Genomic DNA, 23,987 nt, shown 5'->3' on the forward strand with positions numbered 1-23,987 from the left:
GGCGTTGACCTGCTCGTTGGCCTGGCTCAGCGAGCTGGCCGGGGCCTTGCCCGAGACGACCGCGTCCATGGCGGGCTTCATGATGCCATCAACCTTCGCGGCATTGTCCGCGATGGGGAAGAGGAAGGTCGTCTTGTCCTCGACCTGCTGGGTGAAGGCGGAGACGTCCACGCCCTTGGCCTTGAACGCCTCGGCGGCCTTCTCGGAGGAGGACTTCACGGCCGGGAAGACGACGGCCTTGGACGCGACGACGTCCTGGCAGGCCGCCGAGCCGAGGTATTCGACCCACTTGAGGGCGGCGTCCTTCTTCTTGGTGCCGGCCCAGATCGAGTCTGCGAGGCCGTTGAACATCGACGCACGCTCGCCGCTCGGGCCCGTGGGGGTCGGGGCGATGCCGACCTCGACGCCCTGGTAGCCCGTGTACTGCCCGATCATCCACGATCCGTTCGTGTTGATCGCGGCCTTGCCCGCGGCGAAGGTGTCCGCGACGGACGCCCCGACGGTCGTCTCGAGCTTGGGCATGTAGCCCTTCTCGGCCAGGCCGGCCCACCACGCGATGGCCTCCTGGAACGCGGGGTCGTCGTACTGGAACTCGGTGCCCCACGGGTTCTTGTCCGTGTGCGTCCAGCCGAGCGTTGCGGCCAGGAAGCTCCACTGGGTCTGGCCCTGGCCGGAGCCGGAGGACTCGAGGCCGAGTCCGTAGACCGCGACGTTGTTCTTGTCGAAGCCGGGCTCGTCGCCGCGGACGCCGTTCTTGTCCACCGTCAGGTGGGCGATGACCTTCTCGTAGGAGCCGCCGTCCTGGGGGTTCCAGGTGAGGCTCCGCATCTGCTCCTCGGAGATCCCGGCATCGGCGAGCATCTTCTTGTTGTAGAACAGGGCCACGGTGTCCCAGTCCTTCGGCAGGCCGTAGCGCTTGCCGTCCTGGCCGACCCACAGGTCGGCGAGGCCCTCGTTGTACTGGCCGAGGTCCACGTTGTCCTTGGAGACGGCGTCGTCGAGGGCCAGGAGCTGCTTCTTGCCGGCATACTCGGGGTACTTCGAGAGGTGGTCGGTGAAGACGTCCGGGGCGGTTCCGGCCACGAAGGAGTTCGTCAGCGTGCCCCAGTAGTCGTCCCAGCCGCGCTGGGTGACCTTGACCGTGATGTCCGGGTTGGCCTTCGTGAAGTCCTCGGCGCACTGCTCGTAGGCGGGGAGCTGGTTCGCGTCCCAGAGCCAGTAGCTGATTTCTCCCGCGGCCGAGTCGCCGCCGCCGGAGCTTCCGCTCCCGCAGGCGGAGAGGGCGAGGGAGGCGGCGGCCGCGAGGGCGACGGCGCCCCAGGCCTTGTGTGCCAGCTTGTTCATCTTCCGGGGTCCTTTCAGGACATGGGTGTGGTGGGTGAGGGGGTGGGGGTCTGGTCTGGGGAGCTTGACGGGCTACTTGATGCCCGAGAAGCCGATGGAGTTGACGATCTTCTTGCCGAAGGCCGCGAAGAGGATCAGGACGGGAAGGGCCGAGACGAGGGTCGCTGCCATGAGGCCCGACCAGTCGGGTGCGCCCTGCGGGGACTGGGACTTGAAGACGCCGAGGCCGACCTGGAGGACGCGGGCGTCCGGCTCCGTGGTGACGAGGAGCGGCCAGAAGTACTCGTTCCACTGGCCGATGAAGGTCAGGAGCGCAAGAGTCGCGATCGGGGCGGCGGCGTTGGGCAGGATGATCTGGAAGAAGATCCGCAGGTGCTTCGCGCCGTCGAGCATCGCCGCCTCCTCGACCTCGCGGGACATGTTGAGGAAGAACTGGCGCAGGAAGAAGATCGCGAACGGCGTCATGAACACATACGGCAGCACGAGCCCGAGCATCGAGTTGAGCAGGCCGAGGTTCTTGATGAGCAGGAAGTTCGGCAGCGCGGTGAAGATCGGCGGGACGAGCATCGTGCCGAGGAAGAGGCTGAACACCAGGTTGCGTCCCCTCCAGCGGAGGCGGGCGAAGGCATAGGCGGCCATCGCGCTGAAGAAGACCGCGCCCGCCGTCGTGATCGAGGCGAAGAGGACCGAGTTCCGCAGGTAGACCCAGAAGTCGATCGCGGCGCCGGAGCCGCCCTCGGCGATCGCCTCGGAGGCGGTCTGGAGGCCGAAGACGCGCTTGAACGCGCCGAGGCTGAACTCCGCCGGGAACAGGCTGCCGGAGCTCGCGGCGAGCGCCCCGTTGGTGGACAGGGACGTGCGCAGCACCCAGTAGAACGGCAGCACGGTGACGAGGATGGCCAGGACCAGGAGGGCCCAGGCGCCGGCGCGGCCCCAGGGGACCGGACGACGGCGGGCGGCGGCCGGGCGGCCGGCCGCGGCCCGCGGTGCGTGGCTGGTGGCGGTGGTCATGCTGGGCTCCTTAGTCCAGGTCCGACTCGTTGCCCTTGAGGAACTTCATCTGGATGAAGGCCACGAGGGCGAGGATGAGGAAGAGGATGACGGCGATCGCCGAGGCGTAGCCGAAGTCCGACTCCGTGAACGCCTTCTGGACGATGTAGTACTGGATCACGCGGGTCGCGTTGACCGGGCCGCCGCCAGTCGTGACGGCGACCGTGTCGAAGACCTGGAATGAGCCGATGACGGTCACGACGAGCACGAGGACGAGCACGGGCCGCAGGAGCGGGAGCGTGATCTTCCGGAAGGTCTGGAACGGCGAGGCGCCGTCGAGGTTCGCGACCTCGTAAACGTGCCTCGGGATGGCCTGGAGTCCCGCGAAGATCAGCAGGGCCGTGTAGCCCATGTGCCGCCACGTGTTGATGAGCGCCTGGGTGGGGATGGCCCAGGCCTCGCTGCCGAAGAAGGCGACGCGGGGCAGGCCGAGGCCCTCGATGAGCTGGTTCACGATGCCGATCTGGTAGTCGAGCATCCAGAACCAGAGGAGGGCCGCGATGACGTTGGACATGAGGTACGGCAGCAGGAGCGTGCCGCGGATGAGGGTGGACCGTGCGACGCGGTCCATGAGGAGTGCGATCCCGAGGGCCAGGACGGTCTGGAGGGCGATGTTGATCACGACGTACTGGGCCGTGACCCCCAAGGCGTTCCAGAAGAGCGGGTCCTTCGCGAGAGTCGCGTAGTTCTTCGCCCCGACCCATTCCGGGTCGCCGAGGATGCTGTACTCCGTGAAGCTCAGGTAGATGCCGCGGAGGGTGGGGACGAGGAAGAAGGCGACGAAGCCGATCATCGCCGGGGCGATGAAGAGCATGGCGACCTTGAAGTCCCCGCCGAAGGGCCGTGCGCGGCGTGGTGTCTCCGCCCCCGAGGGCGTACTGCGCGAGGCCCTCCCGGGCGCCCTGCGGGCCGGGGCGCCGCTGGCGGTGGTGGTGGTCATCATCGATCCTCCGGGTGTGATGTGGCTAACAGCTGGTGAAGAATCTACACGAGTAACCGACCGCCATGCAAGGGTTGATCCCCGGAATCATGCCTACTGTCCGGTCGGTCGGCGCAAGGCATTGACTCGAGTAGAAAACCTTGCGAGACTCAGCGCATGACCTTCACCCTCGGCATCGTCGGCGCGGGGCAGTTCGCCGGCCAGTTCGCCAAGCTCTTCGCCGCCCATCCGCAGATCTCCGCCGTCCACGTCACGGACGTCCTTCCCGAGCGCGCGGAGGCGCTCGCGGGGCGCCTAGGCCTCGCCGGCACCTACCCGAGCTTCGGCGCGATGCTCGACGACGACGGCCTGGACGCCGTCGCGATCTTCACCCAGCGCTGGACGCACGGCCCGCTCGTCGTCGAGGCCCTGCGGGCCGGCAAGCACGTGTACTCGGCCGTGCCCATGGCGATCAGCGAGGGCGAGGTCGCCGAGATCATCGAGGCCGTCCGCGAGAGCGGCCTGACCTACATGATGGGCGAGACGAGCTACTACAACCCCGCGACCGTGTATGCGCGCCGCCGCCATCACGAGGGAGCCTTCGGCCGCATCTTCTACGCGGAGGGCGACTACGTCCACGACATGGACCTCGGCTTCTACGAGGCCTACCAGTACTCGGGCGGTGCGGACTGGAAGCGGACCGCGAGCTACCCACCCATGCTCTACCCGACCCACTCGGTGGGCGGTGTGCTCGGGGCGATCGGCGGACATGCCGTGAGCGTGAGCTGCATCGGGGTGCCGGACGAGCGCGGGGACGGAGTCTTCGACCGCGGGGTGAGCATGTTCGGCAACGACTTCTCGAACGCGACCGCCCTCTTCGAGCTCGCGGGGGGCGGCTCGATGCGCATCAACGAGTTCCGCCGCGTCGGCTACCCCTCCCACGTGCGCGAGAGCCGCTTCCGCTACTTCGGCACCGAGGGCAGCTTCGAGCAGCTCGTCGAGTCCGCGGTGTGGCAGGACAGGGAGGGCTTTGAGGACGTCTCGGCCCAGCTCAGGGCCGAGCGCGCGGTGGACCTCGACGACCCCTCGCTCGCCGACGTCGCCCCCGCCCTGCGCGAGGCCTTCGTCTCGGGCCTCGCCCCGGTGCACGACGCCGGGCGGCTCCCCGCCGAGCTGCGCGGGCTGCCCAACGGGCACGAGGGCAGCCACCACTTCCTCGTCGACGACTTCGCGACCGCCGTCGTGAACGGCACCCTCCCGGCGGTCAATGCCTGGGAGGCGGCCCGCTACACGCTCCCGGGAATCGCCGCCCACGAATCGGCCCTCCGCGGCGGCGAGCGGATCCCCGTCGCGGACTTCGGCGACGCCCCCGCGGCGCCCGGGAGCCGGGGCCTCGCAGCGGAGGCCCCGCGCGAGGCCGTGCAGGAACGCCGATAGCATGGTCGCCATGCCGCACCAGCCCGCTCCCGCCAAGCCGGCCGTCACCCGCAAGGACGTTGCCCGGCTCGCCGGCGTGAGCACCGCCGTCGTCAGCTATGTGATGAACGGCGGGCCGAAGCGGGTCTCGCCCGCGACGGAGGCCAAGGTGCGGCAGGCCATCGCGGCCCTCGGCTACCGGCCCAACGCGGCCGCACGTGCGCTCAAGCTGGGCTCGTCGGAGATGCTTGGCATGGTGGTCCCGGATGCGACCAACCCGTTCTTCGCCTCGCTCGCCCGGGCCGTGGAGGTTGCCGCCGCGGAGCGCGGCTACGCGATGCTTCTGGCCGACTCCGACGGCTCCCTGCGCACCGAGCGGCGGCTCGTCGAGAACCTCGTGGGGCGCAGGGTCGACGGCGTCTTCCTCTGCAGCGTGCTCTTCGAGCCGGACCTGACGGACCTCGAGCAGGCCGAGATCCCCGCCGTTCTGCTCAACCACAGCGCCGAGAGCCCCGGCTTCAACTCGGTCGGCGTCGCCTTCCAGGACGGCGGGCGCCTGGCCGTCGAGCACCTCGTGGGCCACGGCCACCGGCGGGTCGGGCTCGTCATGGGCACGAACACCGGCGGCGACCTCGATGCGCGCGAGGTCGGCTGGCGCCAGGGCGTCCGGGAGGCCGGGCTGCCGGAGGGGCCGGTGCTGCGGGTGCCGTTCACGCGCGACGGCGGCTACCGCGCAGGGCAGGACCTCATCGCCTCCGCCGACAGGCCCTCCGCCGTGTTCGTCAGCTCCGACCTCCAGGCCGTCGGGCTCCTGCGCGCGGTCCATGAGGCCGGTCTGCGGATCCCCGAGGACCTCGCGATCTTCTCCTTCGACGGCTCGGCCGAGGCGGAGTACAGCTGGCCCCCGCTGAGCACCGTCGCGCAGCCGGTCGAGGCGATGGCGCGCGCCGCCGTGGACGCCCTCATCGACGCCGAGACCGGCAAGCCCACCCAGAGCCAGATCTTCCCCGTCGAGCTCGTGCTCAGGAGCTCGTGCGGCTGCTGAATTCGCCCTTCCGGCCTGTGCCCTGCGGCCTCAGCGTTCGGGGGAGGGCGGTCTCATGGCCTGGACCGACGGCGGAAGTCCGGCGCGCGTGGGCTGCGGGAACGGTACAGACGCTGCTGGCCAGGAGCTGGTCTTGAACTTCTCCCGGAGCGCATCGAACTCGCGGACAGTTGCGAGGTCGTTGGATGCGAATGCGACGCCGATGCGGAGGTTGTCCCAATACTCGTCCCAGCTTGAGAAGAGTCCGGTCGCGATCCGCGCGACATCCTCGATCCTGTCCCAGGCCTCCTCTTCAGTGAGGACACCCGCCATGTAGTAGACGCGGGCCAGATCGACGGCCCGCTGGACGTCGAGGGCCCACGCGAGCTTTGGCGGGCGCCCGGGCTCGCTCGAGGCAACGTCCACCACGTGATCGGGCGACGTTGAGAGGATGCGTGCCAGTCTCGCCGCAGCCTCCGCGCGGCCCGGTCCCTCAAGGGTGCCGAGGAGTTGCCAGCTCACGCTTTCGTCCGCAAGTTGGCTGCCCAGACGCTCGTCGAAGGCCGTCAGTCTGCCGGTCTCGTGGTCCAGCAGGCCCATCCGCAGGGCCTCCGGCTCGATGGGGCGCAGGAGGGTGAGGCCCTTCGGCGCTTCGTCCCCGGGCTTCCAACCTGACACCGCTACCGCTGCGGGTCTGTACTCGAGCGACGAGTTCCACAGGCCGCGCGCAAAGTCGTCCTGCGCACTGAGTGCGAGGAGCTGCTGCTGGCGCCCGGAGAGCGCGCGATGGCCCGTGATGTCGATGTACCGTCGCTGCTCTCGCAGTGGCTGCCCTGCGACCGTGGCGTCCTCGATCAGGTCCACGATCCAATAGGCCCACATGGCGGCCACGATGACCACCAGGAAGGTTGAGGACGGTAAGGCCAGCAGCTTCAGGACGAGCACGGTGACAAACGCGGCGGCCGCTGCCGAGATCTTCACGCCTCGCCAGATCTTGGCCTCGCGGGGCTGGATCGCGTCTGCGCGGAGCTTCCGGAAGCGCCAGCGCCATGCGACGGGGAACTCCCGATCACCCGGATGATTCTGCAGCGTCATGCCCCACCTTCCTCTGTGATGGTCTGAAGTGTGGATGGACCGTTGCGGCTGGCCATCCGCAGCGGGTCAGGATCTCCATGACAGCGCCGCTGGCCACGCCGTTTCCCGTGCGGGCTATATCAGCCAGACGCACATGCTCGAGGTATTCCTCGAAATCGCTGTAGAACTCATTCGCCACGGCCTGGCATTCAGCCAGAAAGTCCCACGCCTGGGGTTCGTCCAGAAGCCCCGTCATGTAGCACGTGCGGATCATCCGCACCGCCCGTTCGACATCCCCGGCCCAGAGGAGACGCGGCGGCCGGCCATCCACGGCTTCGGTCAGGGAACGGATCCGATCCGGGGGCCATCCGGAGCGCTCGGCGAGGTCGTTCACGACGGTCGGGCCCTGATGTTCGTCCGAGACGGCCGAGAGGAATCTGGCGCTGATGCTGTCGGAGGCCAAGACCCGGTCCAGAGCGGGCCTGACGCCGGCGGGCCGCGTGATGCGGAACGCTGCGTCCAGGCTGTCGCGCAGCAGGTCAGGGTCGACAAGGTCAAGAAGCCGATAGGGCGACCACCCGGCTTCTGCCCGATGCCGCGAACGGGACTCCTCGTCCATGAACTGCCATGTCGGGCCCCACGCGAGAGACGAGTTCCAGGTTCCGTCGGCGGCGTCGCCCGCGGCGCCGAGCGAGAGGAGGCGTTGCTGCTCGTCGGTCACGGGCTTCCGCCCGCTGCGCCTGATGTAGTCCTCCTGTTCGCGCTTGGCCAGACCCCAGAGCCCCATGCCGTAGGTCTTCAGGTAGAGCACGGGGAGTGCTGCGGCGCCGGCGAACGCAACGATGCCGAGCATCAAGCCAACCGGGCCGCTGACCGGGCTGCGCAGATCCACCACGAGCACGAAGCCGACGAAGATGAGGACGAGCGCCCCGAGGCGGGTTGCCACGTTGAGAAGGATGCGGCGGCGTCGCTCGGAATCGCTCATCCGTGCAGAGACCTCATCGGCGTACCGCCGCCGACGACGGACCGGAAATTCCTGTTCACCGTAGTGGTTCTGAAGCATGACTACCCCCACAAGCCGTGCGCTAGGTCACACACTATAAGGCTGAAGCCACACAGATTGATACAGGACGACGACGGCGGCGACCCACCCACTCGGGTGAGGCGCCGCCGTCGTCCGTAAGACTTAGCCCGGGGCGGGCGGCTACTTCCGCAGGTCCGCCGCGATCTGCTGCATGACGCTCGGGTCGGCGAGGGTCGTGGCGTCGCCGGGGTCGCGGCCCTCCGCGACGTCCTTGAGGAGGCGGCGCATGATCTTCCCGGAGCGGGTCTTGGGCAGCTCGGGGACGATGAGCACGTGCCTGGGCTTGGCGATCGGGCCGATCTCCTTCCCGACGTGCGCCCGCAGCTCGGCGGAGGCGTCGTCGGCATTGTCAGTGCTACGGGTCTGGGCGTCGGCGCGCAGGATGACGAACGCGACGACGGCCTGGCCGGTGGTCTCGTCCGCGGCGCCGACGACGGCGGCCTCGGCGACCCACGGGTGGGAGACGAGCGCGGACTCGATCTCGGTCGTCGAGAGGCGATGGCCGGAGACGTTCATGACGTCGTCGACGCGGCCGAGGAGCCAGATGTCGCCGTCCTCGTCCTTCTTCGCGCCGTCTCCGGCGAAGTACATGCCCTCGAACCGGGACCAGTAGGTGTCCTTGAACCGCTCCGGGTCGCCCCAGATCGTGCGGAGCATGGAGGGCCAGGGCTCGCGCACCACGAGGAAGCCGCCGTGGCCGTTGGGCACGGAGTTCCCGGACTCGTCGACGACGTCCACCGCGATCCCGGGGAGCGGGACCTGCGCGGATCCCGGCTTGGTCGCGGTCACGCCGGGGAGCGGGGCGATCATCATCGCCCCTGTCTCGGTCTGCCACCACGTGTCAACGATCGGCGCGGCACCGCCCCCGATCACGTCCCGGTACCACATCCATGCCTCGGGGTTGATCGGCTCGCCGACCGTGCCGAGGACGCGGATGCTGGAGAGGTCGTACTTGTCCGGGATCTCGCGGCCCCACTTCATGAAGGTCCGGATCGCCGTGGGGGCGGTGTAGAGGATCGAGACCTTGTACTTCTGCACGATCTCCCACCAGCGGCCCTGGTGCGGCGAGTCCGGGGTGCCCTCGTACATGACCTGAGTCGCGCCGTTGACGAGCGGCGCGTAGGCGACGTACGAGTGCCCGGTGACCCAGCCGACGTCGGCCGTGCACCAGTACACGTCGGTCTCGGGCTTGAGGTCGAACACCGCGGAGTGCGTGAACGCGGTCTGGGTCAGGAAGCCGCCGGTCGTGTGCAGGATGCCCTTGGGCTTCCCGGTCGTGCCGGAGGTGTAGAGGATGAAGAGCGGGTGCTCGGCGTCGTGCCCGACGGCGGTGTGCTCCGGCGAGGCGTCGGCGAGGAGCTCGGACCAGTGCAGGTCGCGGCCCTCGGTCCAGGCGATGTCCTGGCCGTTGCGGCGGACGACGACGACGTGCTCGACCGTGTGCCCCGGGGCGGAGAGGGCCTCGTCCACGGCCGGCTTGAGCGAGGACGGCTTGCCGCGGCGGAACGTGCCGTCCGCGGTCACGACGAGCTTCGCCTCGGCGTCGTCGATCCGGCTGCGGAGCGCGTCCGCGGAGAAGCCGCCGAACACGACCGAGTGGACGGCGCCGATCCGCGCGCACGCGAGCATGGTCACGACGGCCTCGGGGATCATCGGCAGGTACACCGCGACGCGGTCGCCCTTGGCCACGCCGAGGGACTCGAACGCGTTCGCCGCGCGCTTGACCCGCTCGGTCAGCTCGGCGTAGGTGATGGTCTCGGAGTCGCCGGGCTCGCCCTCGAAGTGGATCGCGACCCGGTCCCCGAGCCCGTTCTCGACGTGCCGGTCCAAGGCGTTGTACGCGGCGTTGACCTCGCCGCCGACGAACCACTTCGCGAAGGGCGGCTCCGACCAGTCCAGGGCCTGGCCGAAGTCCTTCGACCAGGTCAGCAGCTCGCGGGCCTGCTGCGCCCAGAACGCGGCCCGGTCCCCGGAGGCCTCGGCGTAGATGCCCTCGCCGAGGTTGGCGGCTGCGGCGAACTCGGGCGACGGCGGGAACTGGCGCTCCTCGTGGAGCAGGTTCTCGAAGGCGTCTCCTTTGACGGTTTCCTGGGACATGGGAGTCCTTTCGGCTCGTTCCTCGCGGTCTCCAGCGGCGCCGTCCCGCCGCACGGGACGGACCCGCGCGGCTGTGAGGTCGAGCACACCGCTGCCTGCTCCCACCCTAGCGCCAACTGGGTAGCCCGGACGTTGCGTGCATCACACCTCGGCGCCCGGCGGCCCCTGCCCTGCGGTGGGCGGTAGACGCACGACGGCGAGCGGTCGCCTTCCGCGCAGTGGCGGCTTCGAAACGGCGTCTAGGTGGGGCCCGCGCGGTTGGCTAGGCTGACCATAGAGGATAAGGCGAAGGAGTGACCATGTCTGAAGCGAGCCACGGCCCGTCGGAGCAGTCCCGGCCCGGGGGACCCGGCGCCGGCCAGCACGGCGCGGCGGGCCACCCCGGCCCCGGCGAGCGCCACCGGAACGAGGCGGTCCTCGGGCCGTTCACCGTCCGCGACCTGACCCTGCTGGGCGGCGTGCTCATCACGTTCGTCGGTTCGCTTCTGCCGCTCCTGCAGCGCAACGTGCTGCTGAACCTGTGGAACGCGCAGAACATCTTCTTCCTCGCCATCGGGTTCCTGCTCCCGGCCGCCGCGGCGGGGCTCTTCGTCTGGCGCCGGCTCGAGCCGCGGCGCTCACTGCGCGTCGGCTCGCTGTCCGTGGACCAATTCGCGTCGGTCGCGGCGGTGCTGTCCGGGTCGTACTACTTCGTGTTCACGGTCACGACGTTCACGCCCGGGGCCGTCGTCGGGCTCCTCGGCGGCATCGCGCTCGTCGCCGCGACGACCGCCGCCCGCGTCATCCCGCCCTTCGCCGGTGACTTCGACGGTCGCACCGCGACCCCCGCCCACGTCGTGGCCCGGGACGCCGTCCAGCCCGTCCACCGACCCGTCGGCTCGGAGGCGCCCGCGCCGGTGGGGGCGGTCTCCGGCCCCGCCCGCCCCCAGAAGTCCCCGACGGATGACGACGAGCGGTCCGCCGCGTGGTTCGGCGCCGGCTGGGGCGCCTCTGCCGCGGGGGCGGGTGCCGCAGCGGCTGGTGCCGGCGTCGCCGGAGCCGGTGTCCGCGAGGCCGGCGAGACGCCGCGCGCGGCCGCCGCCGCGGTCACACCGTCGGCCGACGACGTCGGCCGGCCCGACTCCGCCCACGAGACTGCGGCCCAGGAGGCCGCGGACGTGCGCGGTGCCGCTGCCCCTGAGCCCGTCGAGTCCGAGGAGCCCGAACGTACGGCCGGCCTCGGGGCCCCCGAGGGTGCGGGCGCGGAGGCAGCCGACGTCCGGCGTCCGGCGCCCGCCCAGAAGCCCGTTCAGGAGCCCGCCGAGGCGGCGCCGGCCGCTGCTGGCGGTGCACCCGAGGTGCCCGCGCCCGAGGCCGCGGGCCCGGAGACCGTGGCCATGCCCTCGGGGGCCCCCCACGCGGACGTCGAGCGGGAGAACGGCAGGCAGCTGCTGGACCGGATCGCAGAGGACGCACGGGCGGCGGCCGCCGCCCCCGGCACCGCCCCGAGCGCGGTCAGTGCGCCCGGAGAACCCGAGCAGGTCGCCGAGCCCGCGCCAGTCGCCGAGCGCGAGCCCGCGCCGATCCCGGAGCCGGAGCGGGAGCCTGAGCCGGTCGCCGGGCGCGCGCACGAGCAGGTCGACCCGATGCTCGGCGGGGGCACGTACGCGCAGGCCGACGGCGAGGCCTATGGCGCGCCCGAGACCGCCGCCCCGGCGACGGCGGTGTTCCCGTCCGCCGCGGGTGCCGGGGCCGGAACCGTCGGGGGACCCGAGAGCATCGGGGCCAGCCGTCCGTTCGAGGAGCCCGCCCAGCACTACGAGGCCTTCTGGTTCGCCGTGAGCCAACCGCGCACGGCCGTGGACCCGATGACCGGCGAGCCGCTCTTCGTCCTCGAGCCGGGGCAGTGGATCCTCGCCCTGCAGGACAGGGGGCACGAGTTCGTCGTGCAGAACACGGACGGGCGCGTCGGAGTCCTGCGGGAGCTCTCCGGAATCGAGCGGGGCTGAGCGCGACGGCGGCGCAGGCCCCCCGCGGGCGCCGGCTCAGTCCGGACGAGTCGCCCCTCGCCCTCAAGCGGCGGGCCCGAAGGATCAACCGCGTGCTCGCCGAGGCGTACCCTTACGCCCACGCCGAACTCGACTTCAGCGACCCCTTCGGTCTGCTCGTCGCGACAGTGCTCAGCGCGCAGACCACGGATGTCCGGGTGAACCAGGTGACGCCTGTCCTGTTCGCCCGGTACCCGGACGCCCGAGCCATGAGCGAGGCCCAGCTCGTCGATCTCGAGGAGATCATCCGCCCGACAGGCTTCTTCCGTGCCAAGGCCAAAAGCCTGCACGCCCTGTCCGCCCGGATCGTCGACGAGTTCGACGGCGTGGTCCCCGGAACCCTGGCCGAGCTCGTCACCCTCCCAGGGGTCGGGCGCAAGACGGCGAACGTCGTGCTGGGCAACGCCTTCGGTGTCCCGGGCATCACCGTCGACACCCACTTCGGGCGGCTCGCCAAGCGGTTCGGCTGGACGGCCTCGGACGATCCGGTCGTCGTCGAGCGTGACGTCATGGAGCTCTTCGAACCGGCCGACTGGACGATGCTCTCCCACCGCGTCGTCTTCCACGGACGCCGCGTGTGCCTGGCACGCCGGCCGGCCTGCGGCGCGTGCCCGGTGGCCTCCCTGTGCCCCTCGTACGGCTCCGGCGAGACCGACCCGGAGAAGGCGCGGCGGCTCCTGCGCTTCGAGCTGGCTCCCGGCAAGGAGGAGCTGAGAGCGGAGATGGTCGCCTCCTCGGACCGGGCGGCCGCGATCCGGCAGCGCACTGAGGCCGCCGCTGCCGTGCGCCCCGCCGACGGGTCGGGGGAGAACGTGTGAGCGCCCGCGCGGACCTCGAGGCGCTCGTCGCGGACATCACCGCCGGCAGGAGGGACCCGTTCGACCGCCGCTGGCACCCGAAGACGCTCAAAGGACCCTCTCGCGCCGCGGCGGTCCTCGTGCTCTTTGGGGCCCTCGACGACGTCCCCGCGGTCTCGCAGCGGCCGCTGGCCCCCGCGGAGCTCGACGTGCTCCTGCTCGAGCGGGCAGCAACGCTCGGATCGCATCCCGGACAGGTGGCCTTTCCCGGGGGAGGCCGGGACCCGGAGGACGCCACGCTCGTGGAGTGCGCCCTCCGCGAGGCCCAGGAGGAGACGGGCCTCGACCCGAAAGGCGTGGACATCCTGGGCGAGCTGCCACCGCTCGGCATGGCGTTCACGGGCTTCCTCGTCTCCCCGGTCATCGCGTGGTGGTCCTCGCCGTCGGCGGTCGGCGTCGTCGACTATGGGGAGTCGGCACAGGTGTTCCGCACGCCCGTGCGGGACCTCCTGGATCCGGAGAACCGTGTCATGGCCGTCCTGCACCGCGGCGGTGCCCGGTTCGCGAGCCCGGCGTTCACGGTCAACGGAGTCCTCGTGTGGGGCTTCACGGCCATGGTGCTCGACTCCCTCTTCGAGGCCCTCGGCTGGGCCGTGCCGTGGGACCGCAGCCGCGAGCATCCCGTCCGGCCCTAGCGCTGCAGGGGGGTCCGCTGTGCGACGGCGCCCGCGGCGGGCTACTTCGCCTGGTCGTACGACTCGACGACGGCGACGCTCAGCGGGAATTCCACGGGCACGCCCGGGAACAGCAGGCGGCCCGCGGACCGCGCGGCTTCCTCGACCGCCTCGGCGCACGCGTCGGCGGCCGCCGCCTCGGCGTGGAGCATGACCTCGTCGTGGAGGAAGTAGACGAGCTCGGCGCGCAGGCCCTTGCGCCGGAGCCCGAGCAGCCGGAGCCGCAGCTCGGCGATCCAGCATTCGGCCCACTCGGCCGCGGTGCCCTGCACGACGAAGTTGCGGGTGAAGCGCCCCCGGTCCCGCGCGATCGTGTCGGCCCGGCGCTGCTCCTCGGAGGTGGCCGTGCGCTGTGAGGCAAGCCAGCGCTCCGACGGCGCGGGGGTGCTGCGTCCGAGGTGGGTCGTCACGGTGAGGCCGCGCTCGCCGTCGCGCGCCGCCTGCTCGACGAAGCCGACGGCGCGCGGGTAGAGCCGCGCGAGCTGGGGCATGAGCCGGCCGGACTCGCCCGTCGTCGCGCCGTAGATCGCACCGAGCAGCGCGACCTTCGCCCGGCCCCGGTCGCCGCCGAAGCCCGCGGCGGCGATCCCCGCATACAGGTCTCTGCCGCGGGCCGCGGAGGCCATCGCCTCGTCGCGGGCGAGGGCCGCGAGGACCCGCGGCTCGAGCTGAGAGGCGTCCGCGACGACGAGCCGGTGCCCGGGAAGCGCCCGCGCCGCGGACCGGACCTGGGCCGGGATCTGCAGCGCCCCGCCGCCCCGGGACGACCATCGGCCGGTCACGACCCCGCCCACCACGTACTCGGGCCGCAACCTCCCGTCGGAGACCCACGCGTCGAGCCAGGCCCAGCCGTTGGCCGTGAGGAGCCGCGCCATCTTCTTGTACTCGAGCAGCGGGGCGATGGCCGGGTGCGAGTACTCCCTGAGCTCCCACGCTCGGGTCGTGCGCGCCTCGATCCCGGCCCGGTGCAGGGCGCGCATGAGCTCCTGGGGGGAATCCGGGTTCATGCCGGGGGCGCCCAGGAGGGCCCGGAGCTCGGCAGCCTTCGCCTCGAGGAGGGCCGGCCTCGACCCCGCAGGCGGGCGCGGGCCGAGCCGTTCGGCGAGGACGCCGTCGTGCACGCGTGCGTCCCAGGGCACCCCAGCGTGCTGCATCTCGGCGGCGGCGAGCGATCCGGCGGACTCGGCGGCGAGGAGGAGGGCGAGCCGCGGCCGGTGCGGCGACCGGGAGACGGCTGCCAGCTGCTCGGCGAACTCGGCCGCGAGCGCCTCGGGTGGCGGACCGGCCGGCGCGGCGTGATCGAAGAGCGAGCCCTGGTGCGGCGAGAGCGGCGCGGGGGGCAGGGCATGGGGCGGTGCAGGATGGCCCGCCGCCGCGACCGCGGTCCCGGGGACGTAGCCCGTGGTGTAGGACGAGTGCGCGAGGATGCCTGCGCACAGCGACAGGTCGTGGCAGCGTCCTAGCGGAACATCCCCGGCGAGGAGCTGGGAGTACCAGTCGGGCGTCCTCCGCCAGACCCAGCGGGGCCGTTCTGCCGCCTCGATCCTGCGCACAGCACCCGCGAGGCCGTCCCGCGCGAGGTGCTCGGGCGGAGCGGCCGGGCGGCCCGCGGCGTCGAGCCGCTGCAGGAACACGCTGCCGTCCGGGGCGGAGGCGACGAGCACATGCATGCCCACCATTCTCCCGGGCGCGCGGACAGGATTCGTCCTCCACAGCAGTCGCTCCGGCGTGTTGTCCACATAGCCGCGGGGGCCGGTTCCGCGTCCTGGCGACCGAGGCGAGGGTTGGGGCATGGCAACGGAACAGCTGGGCACGGGGACCATCGGGGAGGCCTGGATCCCCGACGACGGGGCAGTGGTCTGCTGCATCACTGCCGACGCCGCGCTCCGCGAGGACTGCGCCCGCGTCGCCGCCGCGGCCGGGCTCGGCTTCGATGCGGTGTCGACGGCGGAGGAGGCAGGCCACCTGTGGGCGGGCGGCGCGCTCGTGCTCCTCGGGGCCGACGTCGGGGACCTACCGCCGCAGCGGCGCCACGACGTCATCCTCGTGGGGCGCGGCGAGGACCGGGCGCTGCTGTGGACGCGGGCCGCGTCCCTCGGCGTCGAGCACGTCGCCGAACTCCCGGAGGCGGCCGGCTGGCTCGCTGAGTTCCTCGGGCGCCGGCACACGGGCATCGTCCAGGGGAGTGTCCTCGGCATCGTCGGCGGCTGCGGCGGCGCGGGCGCGAGCACAACGGCGGCCCTGCTCGCCGGAGCCGCTTCCCTCGCCGGCAGCCGCACGCTTCTCGTCGACGGTGACCGCCTCGGGGGAGGGCTCGAGCTTGGCGTGAGCGCCCGCGCGCCGGAGGGTCTCCACTGGCCCGACGTGGCGGCCGCGAGCGGCCCGATCAACCCGGACCAGCTCGAGGCCTCCCTCCCGCGGGTCGGCGGCCTCGCCCTCCTGTCCTGGCCCGCTGGGGCGGGCCGGGCTGCCATGGTGCCGTCTGCCGCCGTCGTCGGGGCTCTCGACGCCGCCCGCTCGGCCTTCGACGTCGTCATCGTGGACGTGGGCCGCGGCCGCGAGGCCATCGAGGACTTCGCCTGGGCCAGCGACCGCCTCCTCGTGGTGGTCCCCAGCCGGCTGGGCGGCGTGCTCTCGGCGTCGCAGCTGGTCCACGAGCTCCCGCCTGCCCCGGTCGGGGCTCTCGTGCGCGGCCGCGGCGCCGACGGCGTGGACGCAGAGCAGCTCGCCGACGCCATCGGCTGCCCCCTCGTGGGGCGAATCCCCACCCTGCGGCGAGCGGTCTCGGCCGCCGAGTCCGGCCGGCTCCTCGAGCTCTCCCGGCGCCGCGACGTGCGCAGGCTCGCCGAGGCCGTCGCAGCACCTGTCCTGTCAGCGGATGAGGATGACGCACTGCGCCCCGGGCGCGGGCCCGCCAGCCGCAGGAGGCGGCCATGAGGCCGCAGGGCGTCGTCGACGACGAGCTCCTCGACGCCGTCCGGAGCTCTGTGCTGGCCGAACCGGGGCCGGTGACACCGGCGAGGATCGCGGCCGCCGTGCAGGCGAGCGGCCGACTTCTTGGCACGGCCGGGACCCTCGCAGCGATCGATGCCATCGCCGCCGAGCTCCGGGGGCTGGGCCCGCTCCAAGGCCTGGCGAACGATCCTCACGTCACGGACATCTTCGTCAACGGGCCCGGGGATGTGTGGGTCGACCGTGGACGCGGGCTTGAGCGTGCCAGCGGTGCATCCTTCCCCACGGAGGACGCGGTGCGAGCGCTCGCCGTCAGGCTTGTCGCCGTCGGCGGACGCCGCCTCGACGACAGCAGCCCGTGTGTTGACGTGCGTCTGCCCGGCGGGTACCGCGTCCACGCCGTCCTGCCGCCCGTCTCGATCACAGGCACACTCCTGTCGGTGCGGATCAGCCGCGAACGGACCCTGACCCTGGACGAGCTCGAAGCGGCGGGCACGGTGCTGCCGGCCCAGCGGGAGGTCCTCGAGGCCCTCGTCGTCCAGCGGCGCAGCTTCCTCGTCAGCGGAGCCACGGGCGCAGGCAAGACGACGCTCCTCAGCACGCTCCTGGGCCTCGTGCCGGGCGACGAGCGCGTCGTCCTCGTCGAGGACGCCGCCGAGCTCGTGCCCGCCCACGGTCACACGGTGACCCTCGAGGCACGGCATGGGAACGTGGAGGGCGCGGGCCGCGTCGACCTGGCCGAGCTCGTCCGCCAGGCCCTGAGGATGAGGCCAGACTGGCTCGTGGTGGGGGAGTGCCGCGGCGCCGAGGTCAGGGAGCTCCTGGCCGCCCTCAACACAGGCCACAGCGGGGCCGGGACCATCCATGCCAACGCTGCCGAGTCCGTCGTCGCCCGGCTCACGGCCCTCGGGGCCCTCGCCGGACTGACCCCGGAGGCGACTGCGCTCCAGGCCGCCAGCGCGCTCGAGGCTGTCGTGCACCTCGAGCGCACTCCCGCGGGCCGCCGGGTCGCCAGCATCGCCGTCGTGGGCGAGGGACGGGGCCGTCTGGCCATCCGCGACGCCCTCGTCCGCGAGGGCGACGGCGGAAGCGGCGCGTGCCGGCAGGGTCCCGGATGGGCTGACCTCGCGTCGATGCTGGGGCTGGGGCTGCGCCGCCTCGGAGCTGTCGCATGAGCGCCCTCGCCTCGGCGGCCATCGTCGCGTCGGCCCTGTTCGGCGCCGCACTGCTCCTGCGCCCCGTCCGGCGGGGACCGGCCGCGGTGCCGGCGGCCGGCCGCCCCGGCGCTCTGCCGCCCGGACGGCTCGGTACAGGGCGGGGCCGCTCGGGCGTCCGGCGCCGGGGATCCTACGGGCTCGCGGAGGACCTCCAGCGGGCCTCGCTCCTCGTTGCCCAGATCGCGGCGCTCCTGAGGGCCGGACGTTCCCCCGCCCACCTGTGGGCCCAAGCCGCGGCCATCAGCGCCTCGGACGCCGGAGCGGGCCGCGGCGGCGGGGACCGTCGGGGCCGGGAGAGGATGCTCCGCGGCGCGGCGACTCCACCCCCAGGAGGGCGCCCCGGCCGCGTCGGCCGGACGGGTGCCACGTGGGAGGAGACGAGTTCGAAGGTCCTTGCAGGCGCTGCCCGGGCGGCATCCCTCGGCCGCCCGGTGGGCGCAGCCATCCGGACTGCGGCCGGAGCCGCCCCCGGGGCGGTGCCTCTCGGCGGCGCGGGCGGGCGCCCTGCCGCAATCTGGGGCAACGTCGCGGCGTGCGTCGAGACAGCGGAGGCTTCAGGCTCGCCGCTGGCGGCAGTGCTCGACCGGCTCGCTGCCCACTTCGAGGCAGACGCCGACGCCGCCGCGGCCCGCGCCGTGGCGCTGGCCGGGCCGAAGGCGACGGCGAAGGTCCTGAGTGTGCTCCCGGTGGCTGGCCTCGGTCTTGGCATCCTCATGGGTGCAGACCCATTCGGGCTCCTGATCTCGACGCCCCTCGGGGCAGGCTGCCTCGGCCTCGGGGCCCTCCTCATGCTTGTGGGCCGATGGTGGTCCTCAAGGCTCGTGAATGCGGCATCGGAGGAGCGATGAGCATCCTCCCCCTGTGCGTCGGGATCGCTGCAGCCATCGCGGCCGCAGCCCTGTGGCTAGCCGCTCCGTCGCGCGGGCTTCGCCGGGGGCTCGGCCTCGGGACCGGGACCCGTCGGGGGCTGGCCCGACGCCACTGCGAGGGCGCCTCGCCGGATCCGGTGCCACCGCGCCTTTCACGCCGTCTTCAGGCCAGCTGGCCCAGCGGCCACGAGGACGCCTCGCTCCTGCTCGAACTCATCGGTTCCATGCTCCAGGCAGGCCTGCCCGTTGCCCGCGCTCTCGAGGTCGTGGCTCCGGCGGCGGGTGCCTCAGCACGCCCCCTCGCACGCGTCGCGGCGGCACTCCGACTCGGCGTGGGCTGGGACAGCGCCTGGCCGCAAACCGAGCCCCGGACCGTCCTCGGCGAGCTCAAGGACGCCCTGCATTTCGCCGCAGGGACCGGGGCCCCTTCGGCTGAGCTCCTCTTCGCCCGTGCGAGGCAGCTCCGCCGGACCCGCCATCGGGAGCTCGAGCGGCGGGCGGCGGCCCTCGGAGTCAGGCTCGTCGTCCCGCTCGGCGTGTGCTCCCTCCCAGCCTTCCTGTGCCTCGGAGTCATCCCCGTGCTCCTCGCGATGCTTCCCGGCGGCTGACCGCCACACACACGTCCTGCCGCATCACGCGGCAGGAGGCGCCGCTGACCGCGGTGCGCCCGTCCCCGCCATCCGGCGGGGCTGCGATGAAGGAGGAACCATGTCCATGCCCACCACTTCCTGCGAGCCTCCCGCCTCACCCGAGGCCAGCCCCGTTCTCGAGCCCTCCCGGTCCGAGGGCCTCGCCCAGGTCATCGAGCTCTACCCCGGCTCCGGCGACGCTTGGCGGCCCGTGGCTGGTGCCGACTCCGCCCGACCCCACACCCCAACGCGCAGCCGTGCCACAGCCGCGCAGGGGGCCTCAGGGGCTGCATTCCGCGGCCTGCGCCGGGCCCGCCGCCGCTGGGCGGTGCGCGCGCAACTCCTCCGGCTGTGGCTCGGCACACGCGCGTCCGGCCAGCACGGCATGGCGACCGCGGAGTACGCCATCGCCACCCTCGGCGCCGTGGCCTTCGCCGGACTCCTCGTGGTCATCCTGCGCAGCGACGAGGTCCGGGGCTTCCTCCTGGGCATCATCCGCGCGGCGCTGGCAATGCCGTGAGGCGCCTCCGTGGGGCCGCCGGGCCCGCCGGCGGTCCGTCAGCCTCGCGGGGCGCCGTCACGGCAGAGTTCGCGGTGGCCATCCCGGCCGTGATCGTCCTCCTCGGGGTGCTGCTGAGCGCCGCTGCCGCCGGTGTGTCCGCGGTGCGCGCCGAGGAGGCGGCTCGGGCCGGCGCACGCAGCGTGGCCAGAGGGGAGGGAACGGACGGGGCAGGCCGCGAGGTGGCCAGGGTGGCCGGGCCGGAGGCCACCCACACGGTCGAGGCGGCAGGCAGAATCGTCACCGTCCGGGTGACGCTTCCGGTGCCCGGTTCGGTCGCCGCCGCGGCGGGCCTCCGGGCCAGCGCGGCGGCGAGCCTGGCCGTCGAGGGAACGCCATGAGCCGCCATGATCTGCACGGGGACGGCGTAGCCCGGCCCCCGACGCCGGGCCGTCCGAGCCGCCTCGGCGAGCGGGGCGCAGGAACGATCCTGGCACTCGGCCTCGGCCTGCTGATCATCGCCGCGTGCGGGGCCGTCGGCCTTCTCGGGCAGGCGCTCGCAGTCTCGTCCCGGTCGGCCTCCGCGGCGGACCTCGCGGCCCTTGCGGCGGCCGACGCCGAGCGCGGCCTCAGGCCCGGCAGTGCGTGCGCCGTGGCGTCGGAGGCGGCCGGCCTGAACGCGGCGTCGGTGGTCTCGTGCGAGGTCGAGATTCCGGGCAGCACCGTCAGGGTCGTCGTGAATGTCGACGGCGGGCCGCTCTTGGGTCCCGTGCTTGGCCGAGCCCGGGCAGGGCCGCCGCCGTGAGCGCCTCCGACCGGCGCCGGTTCGGATCGGTCGCGCGGCGGTCTCACCGTTCAAGAGGGAACGCCTTTGCTGCGGCCCTCGCGGGACGTGCGGTCAGGCTCACCGGCCGCGCCCGGCTTGCGGTCGGCCGCCGTCCGCGGGAGTTGGGGCCCTCGCGGGGCGCGGGGTCAACTCGCCGCCGATGGCCGGGGTGCGGTCAGCCCGCCGCCCGTGCTGGGGCGGACCCGGCGTGGCTCAGCACAGCGCCGAGGAGCGTCACGGCTCCGGACTTGTCCAGGGGGTTGTTCTTGTTCCCGCACTTGGGGCTCTGGACGCACGACGGGCAGCCCGACTCGCATTCGCAGCCCTCGATGGCCTGCTTGGTCGCGGTGAGCCATTCCCGGACCCTGTCGTAGCCGCGTTCGGCGAAGCCAGCCCCGCCCGGGTGTCCGTCGTACACGAAGATCGTGGGTTCCTCCGTGTCCGCGTGCAGCGCCGTGGAGACGCCGCCGACGTCCCAGCGGTCGCTCGAGGCGACGAGCGGGAGGAGGCCGATGGCGGCGTGCTCGGCCGCGTGCAGGGCGCCCGGGAACTGCGCCTCGATGAGCCCGGCGCTGGCAAGCGTACGGCCAGGCACGGTGATCCACACGGCCTTCGTGAAGAGGTCCCGTGCCCCCAGGTCGAGGGGCTCCTCGCCGAGGACCTCGTTGGAGATCAGCGCCTTGCGCTGGAAGGAGACAACTTGAGTGGTGACCTTGACCTCGCCGAAGTGGACGCCGACCGGGCCCCACTGCTCGGAGCGCAGTCCGCTCAGGACCTCAACGGTCGTGACATCCCGTGCCGTCGTGTAGTAGTCCGGGTTAACCCGCCGGACGACGACGCAGTGCTCGGCCTCGTTGAGCTCCTCGACGAGGTAGCTCGCACCCTGGTGCACGTAGATCGCGCCCTGATGGGCCTGGTAGTGCGTCTGGGGCGAGTCCATCGAGCCGAGGACCAGCCCGGTGTCGGCTTCGATGATGCTCACGGGCCCGCCGCCGCTGGCGCGCAGGTTCACCATGGCCGCGGCGCTCTCGGGGTGGGTCCAGAACCAGCCCGAGGGCCGCCTCCGCAGATAGCCCTGTGCCTCGAGCTGGCCGAGCAGGGACTCCGCGGTGGGCCCGAACAGGTCGAGATCCGCGGCCGCTATGGGCTTCTCCGCGGCCGCCGCGCAGAGGTGCGGGCCGAGCACGTACGGGTTCGATGGGTCGAGGACCGTGGCCTCGACCGAGACGTCGAAGATGGCCTCGGGGTGGTTGACGAGGTACGTGTCGAGCGGGTCGTCGCTCGCCACGAAGGCGGCCAGCGCCTCCTGCCCGGTCCGCCCCGCGCGGCCGATCTGCTGGAAGAGCGACGCACGGGTCCCGGGCCAGCCGGCCACGAGGACGGCGTCGAGGCCGGCGATGTCGATCCCGAGCTCGAGGGCCGAGGTGCTCGCGACGCCCAGGAGCTCGCCCGAGCGCAGCCGCTGCTCGAGCTCGCGCCGCTCCTCGGGGAGGTATCCCGAGCGGTAGGCCGCGACTCGTCCCGGCAGGCTCGGGTCGACCTCGTCGAGGAGGCGCTGGGAGATCGATGCGATCGCCTCGGCACCGCGGCGCGACTTGATGAAGGCGATGGAGCGGACGCGCGAGGAGACGAGGTTCGTCAGCAGGTCCGCGGTCTCCGCGATCGCCGTGCGGCGCTGAGGGGCACCGTTCTCGCCCTTGGCCTCCGTGAGGCCGGGCTCCCAGAAGGCCACCTCGGTAGACCCGTGCGGCGAGCCGTCCTCGGTGACCGCCGTGACGGGGGCGCCGATGAGCCGCGAGACAGAGGCTTCGGGATCCCCGGACGTGGCCGACGCGGCGACGAAGATCGGCTCCGAGCCGTAGTGGGCGCAGACCCGCCGCAGCCGGCGCAGGAGGTTCGCCACGTGGGAGCCGAACACTCCGCGGTACGAGTGGGCCTCGTCGATGACCACATAGCGCAGACGGCGGAAGAACCCGGCCCACCAGGCGTGGTTCGGCAGGATCCCGAAGTGGAGCATGTCGGGGTTGGCCAGGATGACGTTCGCGTGCTCGCGGATCCAGCGCCGCGCGGAGGGGTCGGTGTCGCCGTCGTAGGTCTCGGCGCGCACCGTCTGGAGCCGGAGGGCCCGGATGGCGGCGAGCTGGTCCGCGGCGAGCGCCTTGGTCGGCGAGAGGTACAGGACCACGGCCCCGTCCGCATGGAGGCGGCCCGGCTCGGCCGCGACCCGCAGCTCTGCCCGGTGCACGGCGTCCAGCGCGGGAAGCTGGTAGGCCAGGGACTTCCCGGAGGCAGTCCCCGTGGCCAGCACGACGTGCTCGCCCGCGTGGGCGCGGGCCGCCGCCTCGGCCTGATGCGTGTACGGCTCGTGGATGCCCAGCCGCGAATACGCCTCAATGAGGTCGGGGTGCGCCCACTCCGGCCACGGTGCATGCAGGGCCTCGCGGGCGGGGATGGTGTGGACGTGCCGCAGCTGCTCCGGGGCCGGGGAACGGCCCAGAAGGGGGATCAGCGAGTCGTGCGCGGCCACGGAAGCATTCTGCCAGCAGGGGGAGGTCCCCGACTCGTGCGAGGGGATCGACCCTCGGACGGCGGGGGTCCAATCCCCGGGGACGGGACCCCAGGAATCAGTTCCCCGCGCGGGGGATAGGACGCCCGGAATCAGTCGCTGAGCGACGCGCCCTCGGTCGTGCCGGGGTTGGTGAGCATCAGGACGCCGGAGACGTCGCTCCAGCCGAGGTGGTGGTACAGGTGCTGCCCGTCGGTCGAGGCGATGAGGAGGCCCTGCTCGAGGTCGTGCTCGCTCATCGCGGCCGTGAGGGCCCGCATGACGAAGCTGCCGAGGCCCCGACGCCGGAACGCGGGCTCGGTGACGATCCGGTCGAACACCGCATAGCCGTGGGCCACGGCCACGTGGCCGCGGGCGGCGAGCACGCCGGCGTCGGTCGTGACGGTCACGGTCGCGCTGTGGTCCTCGATGTCAGTCGTGAGCTTGAGATCGTCGTCGTTGAGCCATGGCTCTTCGACGTCCTTGCCCTCGAAGTCCATGACCATCAGCTCCTGGTCGGCGCCGAGGACGACGAGGCCGTGCTGCTCGGCGAGGGCCCGGTAGCGGACATGGTCCTCGGTGAGGACGGTGAGGATCCGCGGCGGGGCCTCCGCGACGAATGCCGCGAGGGTCGCAAACTCCTCGTCGCTGGGATCGGCCGCGAAGGCCTCCCAGTCCCCGGACTTGTCGGCGAGGTGGACGGCCCTGAAGGAGCCCACGCTGCGCACGTCGTAGCGGCGCGTGGAGGCCCACCCGTCGACCCAGATGTCCAGAAGTTCGCTCAGCGATGCCTCTCCCATAGCGATGACCATACCGGCCGGGATGGGGCCTGATAAGCCCCGTGACTCAACTGTCACCGGCGGTTCATGGCGCCCGCACGCGTA

General features: G+C 72.4%; 21 protein-coding genes. 12 read left to right on the forward strand and 9 right to left on the reverse strand.

Annotation, left to right across the window (positions count from 1 at the left end; all coding sequences use genetic code 11):
- The 3 genes from BV907_RS06975 to BV907_RS06985 form a co-directional block, all read right to left on the reverse strand.
- Positions 1–1,344, reverse strand: a 1,344-nt coding sequence (locus BV907_RS06975) for an ABC transporter substrate-binding protein (RefSeq protein WP_139346659.1), incomplete at its 3' end; no start/stop codon positions are given.
- 72 nt (positions 1,345–1,416) lie between these two features.
- Positions 1,417–2,355: a carbohydrate ABC transporter permease gene (locus BV907_RS06980; RefSeq protein ID WP_077489005.1), complete on the reverse strand. Its 939-nt coding sequence runs from the start codon at positions 2,353–2,355 to the stop codon at positions 1,417–1,419.
- 10 nt (positions 2,356–2,365) lie between these two features.
- Entirely contained in the window at positions 2,366–3,334 is a 969-nt protein-coding gene (locus BV907_RS06985; protein WP_077489006.1) for a carbohydrate ABC transporter permease, read from the reverse strand.
- A gap of 156 nt (positions 3,335–3,490) precedes the next feature.
- On the opposite strand from BV907_RS06985, the gene BV907_RS06990 reads away from it, so the two are divergent.
- Both BV907_RS06990 and BV907_RS06995 read left to right on the forward strand, forming a co-directional pair.
- Positions 3,491–4,750, forward strand: coding sequence for a Gfo/Idh/MocA family protein (locus BV907_RS06990; protein WP_077489007.1), 1,260 nt, complete (start codon positions 3,491–3,493; stop codon positions 4,748–4,750).
- A 1-nt stretch (position 4,751) separates the two neighbouring features.
- Positions 4,752–5,774, forward strand: coding sequence for a LacI family DNA-binding transcriptional regulator (locus tag BV907_RS06995; protein WP_077489008.1), 1,023 nt, complete (start codon positions 4,752–4,754; stop codon positions 5,772–5,774).
- Positions 5,775–5,804: 30 nt separating this feature from the next.
- Here BV907_RS06995 and BV907_RS07000 read toward each other — a convergent pair whose 3' ends face one another.
- The 3 genes from BV907_RS07000 to acs all read right to left on the reverse strand — a co-directional run bounded on the left by BV907_RS07000 (position 5,805) and on the right by acs (position 10,008).
- A complete protein-coding gene (locus BV907_RS07000) occupies positions 5,805–6,848 on the reverse strand; it encodes a DUF1266 domain-containing protein (protein ID WP_077489009.1) in 1,044 nt (347 codons plus the stop codon).
- Positions 6,823–7,890: a DUF1266 domain-containing protein gene (locus BV907_RS07005; protein ID WP_077489010.1), complete on the reverse strand. Its 1,068-nt coding sequence runs from the start codon at positions 7,888–7,890 to the stop codon at positions 6,823–6,825. The genes BV907_RS07000 and BV907_RS07005 overlap by 26 nt, the downstream gene beginning before the upstream one ends.
- Before the next feature lie 141 nt (positions 7,891–8,031).
- Complete coding sequence (acs, locus tag BV907_RS07010; protein WP_077489011.1) at positions 8,032–10,008, reverse strand: acetate--CoA ligase; 1,977 nt, start codon at positions 10,006–10,008, stop codon at positions 8,032–8,034.
- 299 nt (positions 10,009–10,307) lie between these two features.
- Between acs and BV907_RS07015 the strand changes: the two genes are divergently transcribed.
- From BV907_RS07015 to BV907_RS07025, 3 genes are read left to right on the forward strand one after another with little or no spacing between them, the layout of a single operon-like run.
- A complete protein-coding gene (locus BV907_RS07015; RefSeq protein ID WP_077489012.1) occupies positions 10,308–11,996 on the forward strand; it encodes an MFS transporter in 1,689 nt (562 codons plus the stop codon).
- Positions 11,993–12,853 (forward strand): endonuclease III, encoded by an 861-nt coding sequence (gene nth / locus BV907_RS07020; RefSeq protein ID WP_077489103.1) that lies wholly within the window; start codon positions 11,993–11,995, stop codon positions 12,851–12,853. The genes BV907_RS07015 and nth overlap by 4 nt, the downstream gene beginning before the upstream one ends.
- Positions 12,850–13,527: an NUDIX hydrolase gene (locus BV907_RS07025; RefSeq protein WP_077489013.1), complete on the forward strand. Its 678-nt coding sequence runs from the start codon at positions 12,850–12,852 to the stop codon at positions 13,525–13,527. The genes nth and BV907_RS07025 overlap by 4 nt, the downstream gene beginning before the upstream one ends.
- Before the next feature lie 41 nt (positions 13,528–13,568).
- Here the strand turns inward: BV907_RS07025 and BV907_RS07030 are convergent, their stop codons facing one another.
- The gene (locus tag BV907_RS07030) at positions 13,569–15,236 is read right to left on the reverse strand and encodes a bifunctional 3'-5' exonuclease/DNA polymerase (protein ID WP_077489014.1); all 1,668 of its coding nucleotides are present in this window, start codon (positions 15,234–15,236) and stop codon (positions 13,569–13,571) included.
- Positions 15,237–15,357: 121 nt separating this feature from the next.
- Between BV907_RS07030 and ssd the strand changes: the two genes are divergently transcribed.
- The 7 genes from ssd (at position 15,358) to BV907_RS07065 (ending at position 20,537) form a co-directional block, all read left to right on the forward strand.
- Positions 15,358–16,503, forward strand: a complete 1,146-nt coding sequence (ssd, locus tag BV907_RS07035; protein WP_077489015.1) for a septum site-determining protein Ssd — start codon at positions 15,358–15,360, stop codon at positions 16,501–16,503.
- Positions 16,500–17,693: a TadA family conjugal transfer-associated ATPase gene (locus tag BV907_RS07040; RefSeq protein WP_077489016.1), complete on the forward strand. Its 1,194-nt coding sequence runs from the start codon at positions 16,500–16,502 to the stop codon at positions 17,691–17,693. Before ssd ends, BV907_RS07040 begins: the two co-directional genes overlap by 4 nt.
- A complete protein-coding gene (locus BV907_RS07045; protein ID WP_077489017.1) occupies positions 17,690–18,583 on the forward strand; it encodes a type II secretion system F family protein in 894 nt (297 codons plus the stop codon). The genes BV907_RS07040 and BV907_RS07045 overlap by 4 nt, the downstream gene beginning before the upstream one ends.
- Positions 18,580–19,212, forward strand: coding sequence for a type II secretion system F family protein (locus tag BV907_RS07050; protein WP_077489018.1), 633 nt, complete (start codon positions 18,580–18,582; stop codon positions 19,210–19,212). Before BV907_RS07045 ends, BV907_RS07050 begins: the two co-directional genes overlap by 4 nt.
- Positions 19,213–19,318: 106 nt before the next feature.
- On the forward strand, positions 19,319–19,753 hold the full coding sequence (locus BV907_RS19315; protein WP_245827834.1) for a DUF4244 domain-containing protein: 435 nt from the start codon (positions 19,319–19,321) through the stop codon (positions 19,751–19,753).
- Positions 19,750–20,133, forward strand: a complete 384-nt coding sequence (locus BV907_RS07060; RefSeq protein ID WP_077489019.1) for a TadE family type IV pilus minor pilin — start codon at positions 19,750–19,752, stop codon at positions 20,131–20,133. Before BV907_RS19315 ends, BV907_RS07060 begins: the two co-directional genes overlap by 4 nt.
- Positions 20,130–20,537 carry an Rv3654c family TadE-like protein gene (locus tag BV907_RS07065; protein WP_077489020.1) on the forward strand — a complete coding sequence of 136 codons (408 nt, stop codon included), beginning with the start codon at positions 20,130–20,132 and terminating at the stop codon, positions 20,535–20,537. Before BV907_RS07060 ends, BV907_RS07065 begins: the two co-directional genes overlap by 4 nt.
- Before the next feature lie 196 nt (positions 20,538–20,733).
- On the opposite strand, the gene BV907_RS07070 is transcribed toward BV907_RS07065, so the two are convergent.
- Entirely contained in the window at positions 20,734–23,085 is a 2,352-nt protein-coding gene (locus BV907_RS07070; RefSeq protein ID WP_077489021.1) for a DEAD/DEAH box helicase, read from the reverse strand.
- A 131-nt stretch (positions 23,086–23,216) separates the two neighbouring features.
- Positions 23,217–23,903: a GNAT family N-acetyltransferase gene (locus BV907_RS07075; protein WP_077489105.1), complete on the reverse strand. Its 687-nt coding sequence runs from the start codon at positions 23,901–23,903 to the stop codon at positions 23,217–23,219.
- Between the last annotated feature and the right edge of the window lie 84 nt (positions 23,904–23,987).

Origin of the sequence: Sinomonas mesophila (assembly GCF_001999765.1) — a bacterium.
Classification (GTDB): domain Bacteria; phylum Actinomycetota; class Actinomycetes; order Actinomycetales; family Micrococcaceae; genus Sinomonas; species Sinomonas mesophila.

Coding starts and splice junctions, on each gene's coding strand:
- BV907_RS06980 (WP_077489005.1), bottom strand. CDS start 2,355: ATGACCACCGCCACCAGCCACGCACCGCGGGCCGCGGCCGGCCGCCCG.
- BV907_RS06985 (WP_077489006.1), bottom strand. CDS start 3,334: ATGACCACCACCACCGCCAGCGGCGCCCCGGCCCGCAGGGCGCCCGGG.
- BV907_RS06990 (WP_077489007.1), top strand. CDS start 3,491: ATGACCTTCACCCTCGGCATCGTCGGCGCGGGGCAGTTCGCCGGCCAG.
- BV907_RS06995 (WP_077489008.1), top strand. CDS start 4,752: ATGGTCGCCATGCCGCACCAGCCCGCTCCCGCCAAGCCGGCCGTCACC.
- BV907_RS07000 (WP_077489009.1), bottom strand. CDS start 6,848: ATGACGCTGCAGAATCATCCGGGTGATCGGGAGTTCCCCGTCGCATGG.
- BV907_RS07005 (WP_077489010.1), bottom strand. CDS start 7,890: ATGCTTCAGAACCACTACGGTGAACAGGAATTTCCGGTCCGTCGTCGG.
- acs (WP_077489011.1), bottom strand. CDS start 10,008: ATGTCCCAGGAAACCGTCAAAGGAGACGCCTTCGAGAACCTGCTCCAC.
- BV907_RS07015 (WP_077489012.1), top strand. CDS start 10,308: ATGTCTGAAGCGAGCCACGGCCCGTCGGAGCAGTCCCGGCCCGGGGGA.
- BV907_RS07030 (WP_077489014.1), bottom strand. CDS start 15,236: ATGCATGTGCTCGTCGCCTCCGCCCCGGACGGCAGCGTGTTCCTGCAG.
- ssd (WP_077489015.1), top strand. CDS start 15,358: ATGGCAACGGAACAGCTGGGCACGGGGACCATCGGGGAGGCCTGGATC.
- BV907_RS07040 (WP_077489016.1), top strand. CDS start 16,500: ATGAGGCCGCAGGGCGTCGTCGACGACGAGCTCCTCGACGCCGTCCGG.
- BV907_RS07045 (WP_077489017.1), top strand. CDS start 17,690: ATGAGCGCCCTCGCCTCGGCGGCCATCGTCGCGTCGGCCCTGTTCGGC.
- BV907_RS07050 (WP_077489018.1), top strand. CDS start 18,580: ATGAGCATCCTCCCCCTGTGCGTCGGGATCGCTGCAGCCATCGCGGCC.
- BV907_RS19315 (WP_245827834.1), top strand. CDS start 19,319: ATGCCCACCACTTCCTGCGAGCCTCCCGCCTCACCCGAGGCCAGCCCC.
- BV907_RS07065 (WP_077489020.1), top strand. CDS start 20,130: ATGAGCCGCCATGATCTGCACGGGGACGGCGTAGCCCGGCCCCCGACG.
- BV907_RS07075 (WP_077489105.1), bottom strand. CDS start 23,903: ATGGGAGAGGCATCGCTGAGCGAACTTCTGGACATCTGGGTCGACGGG.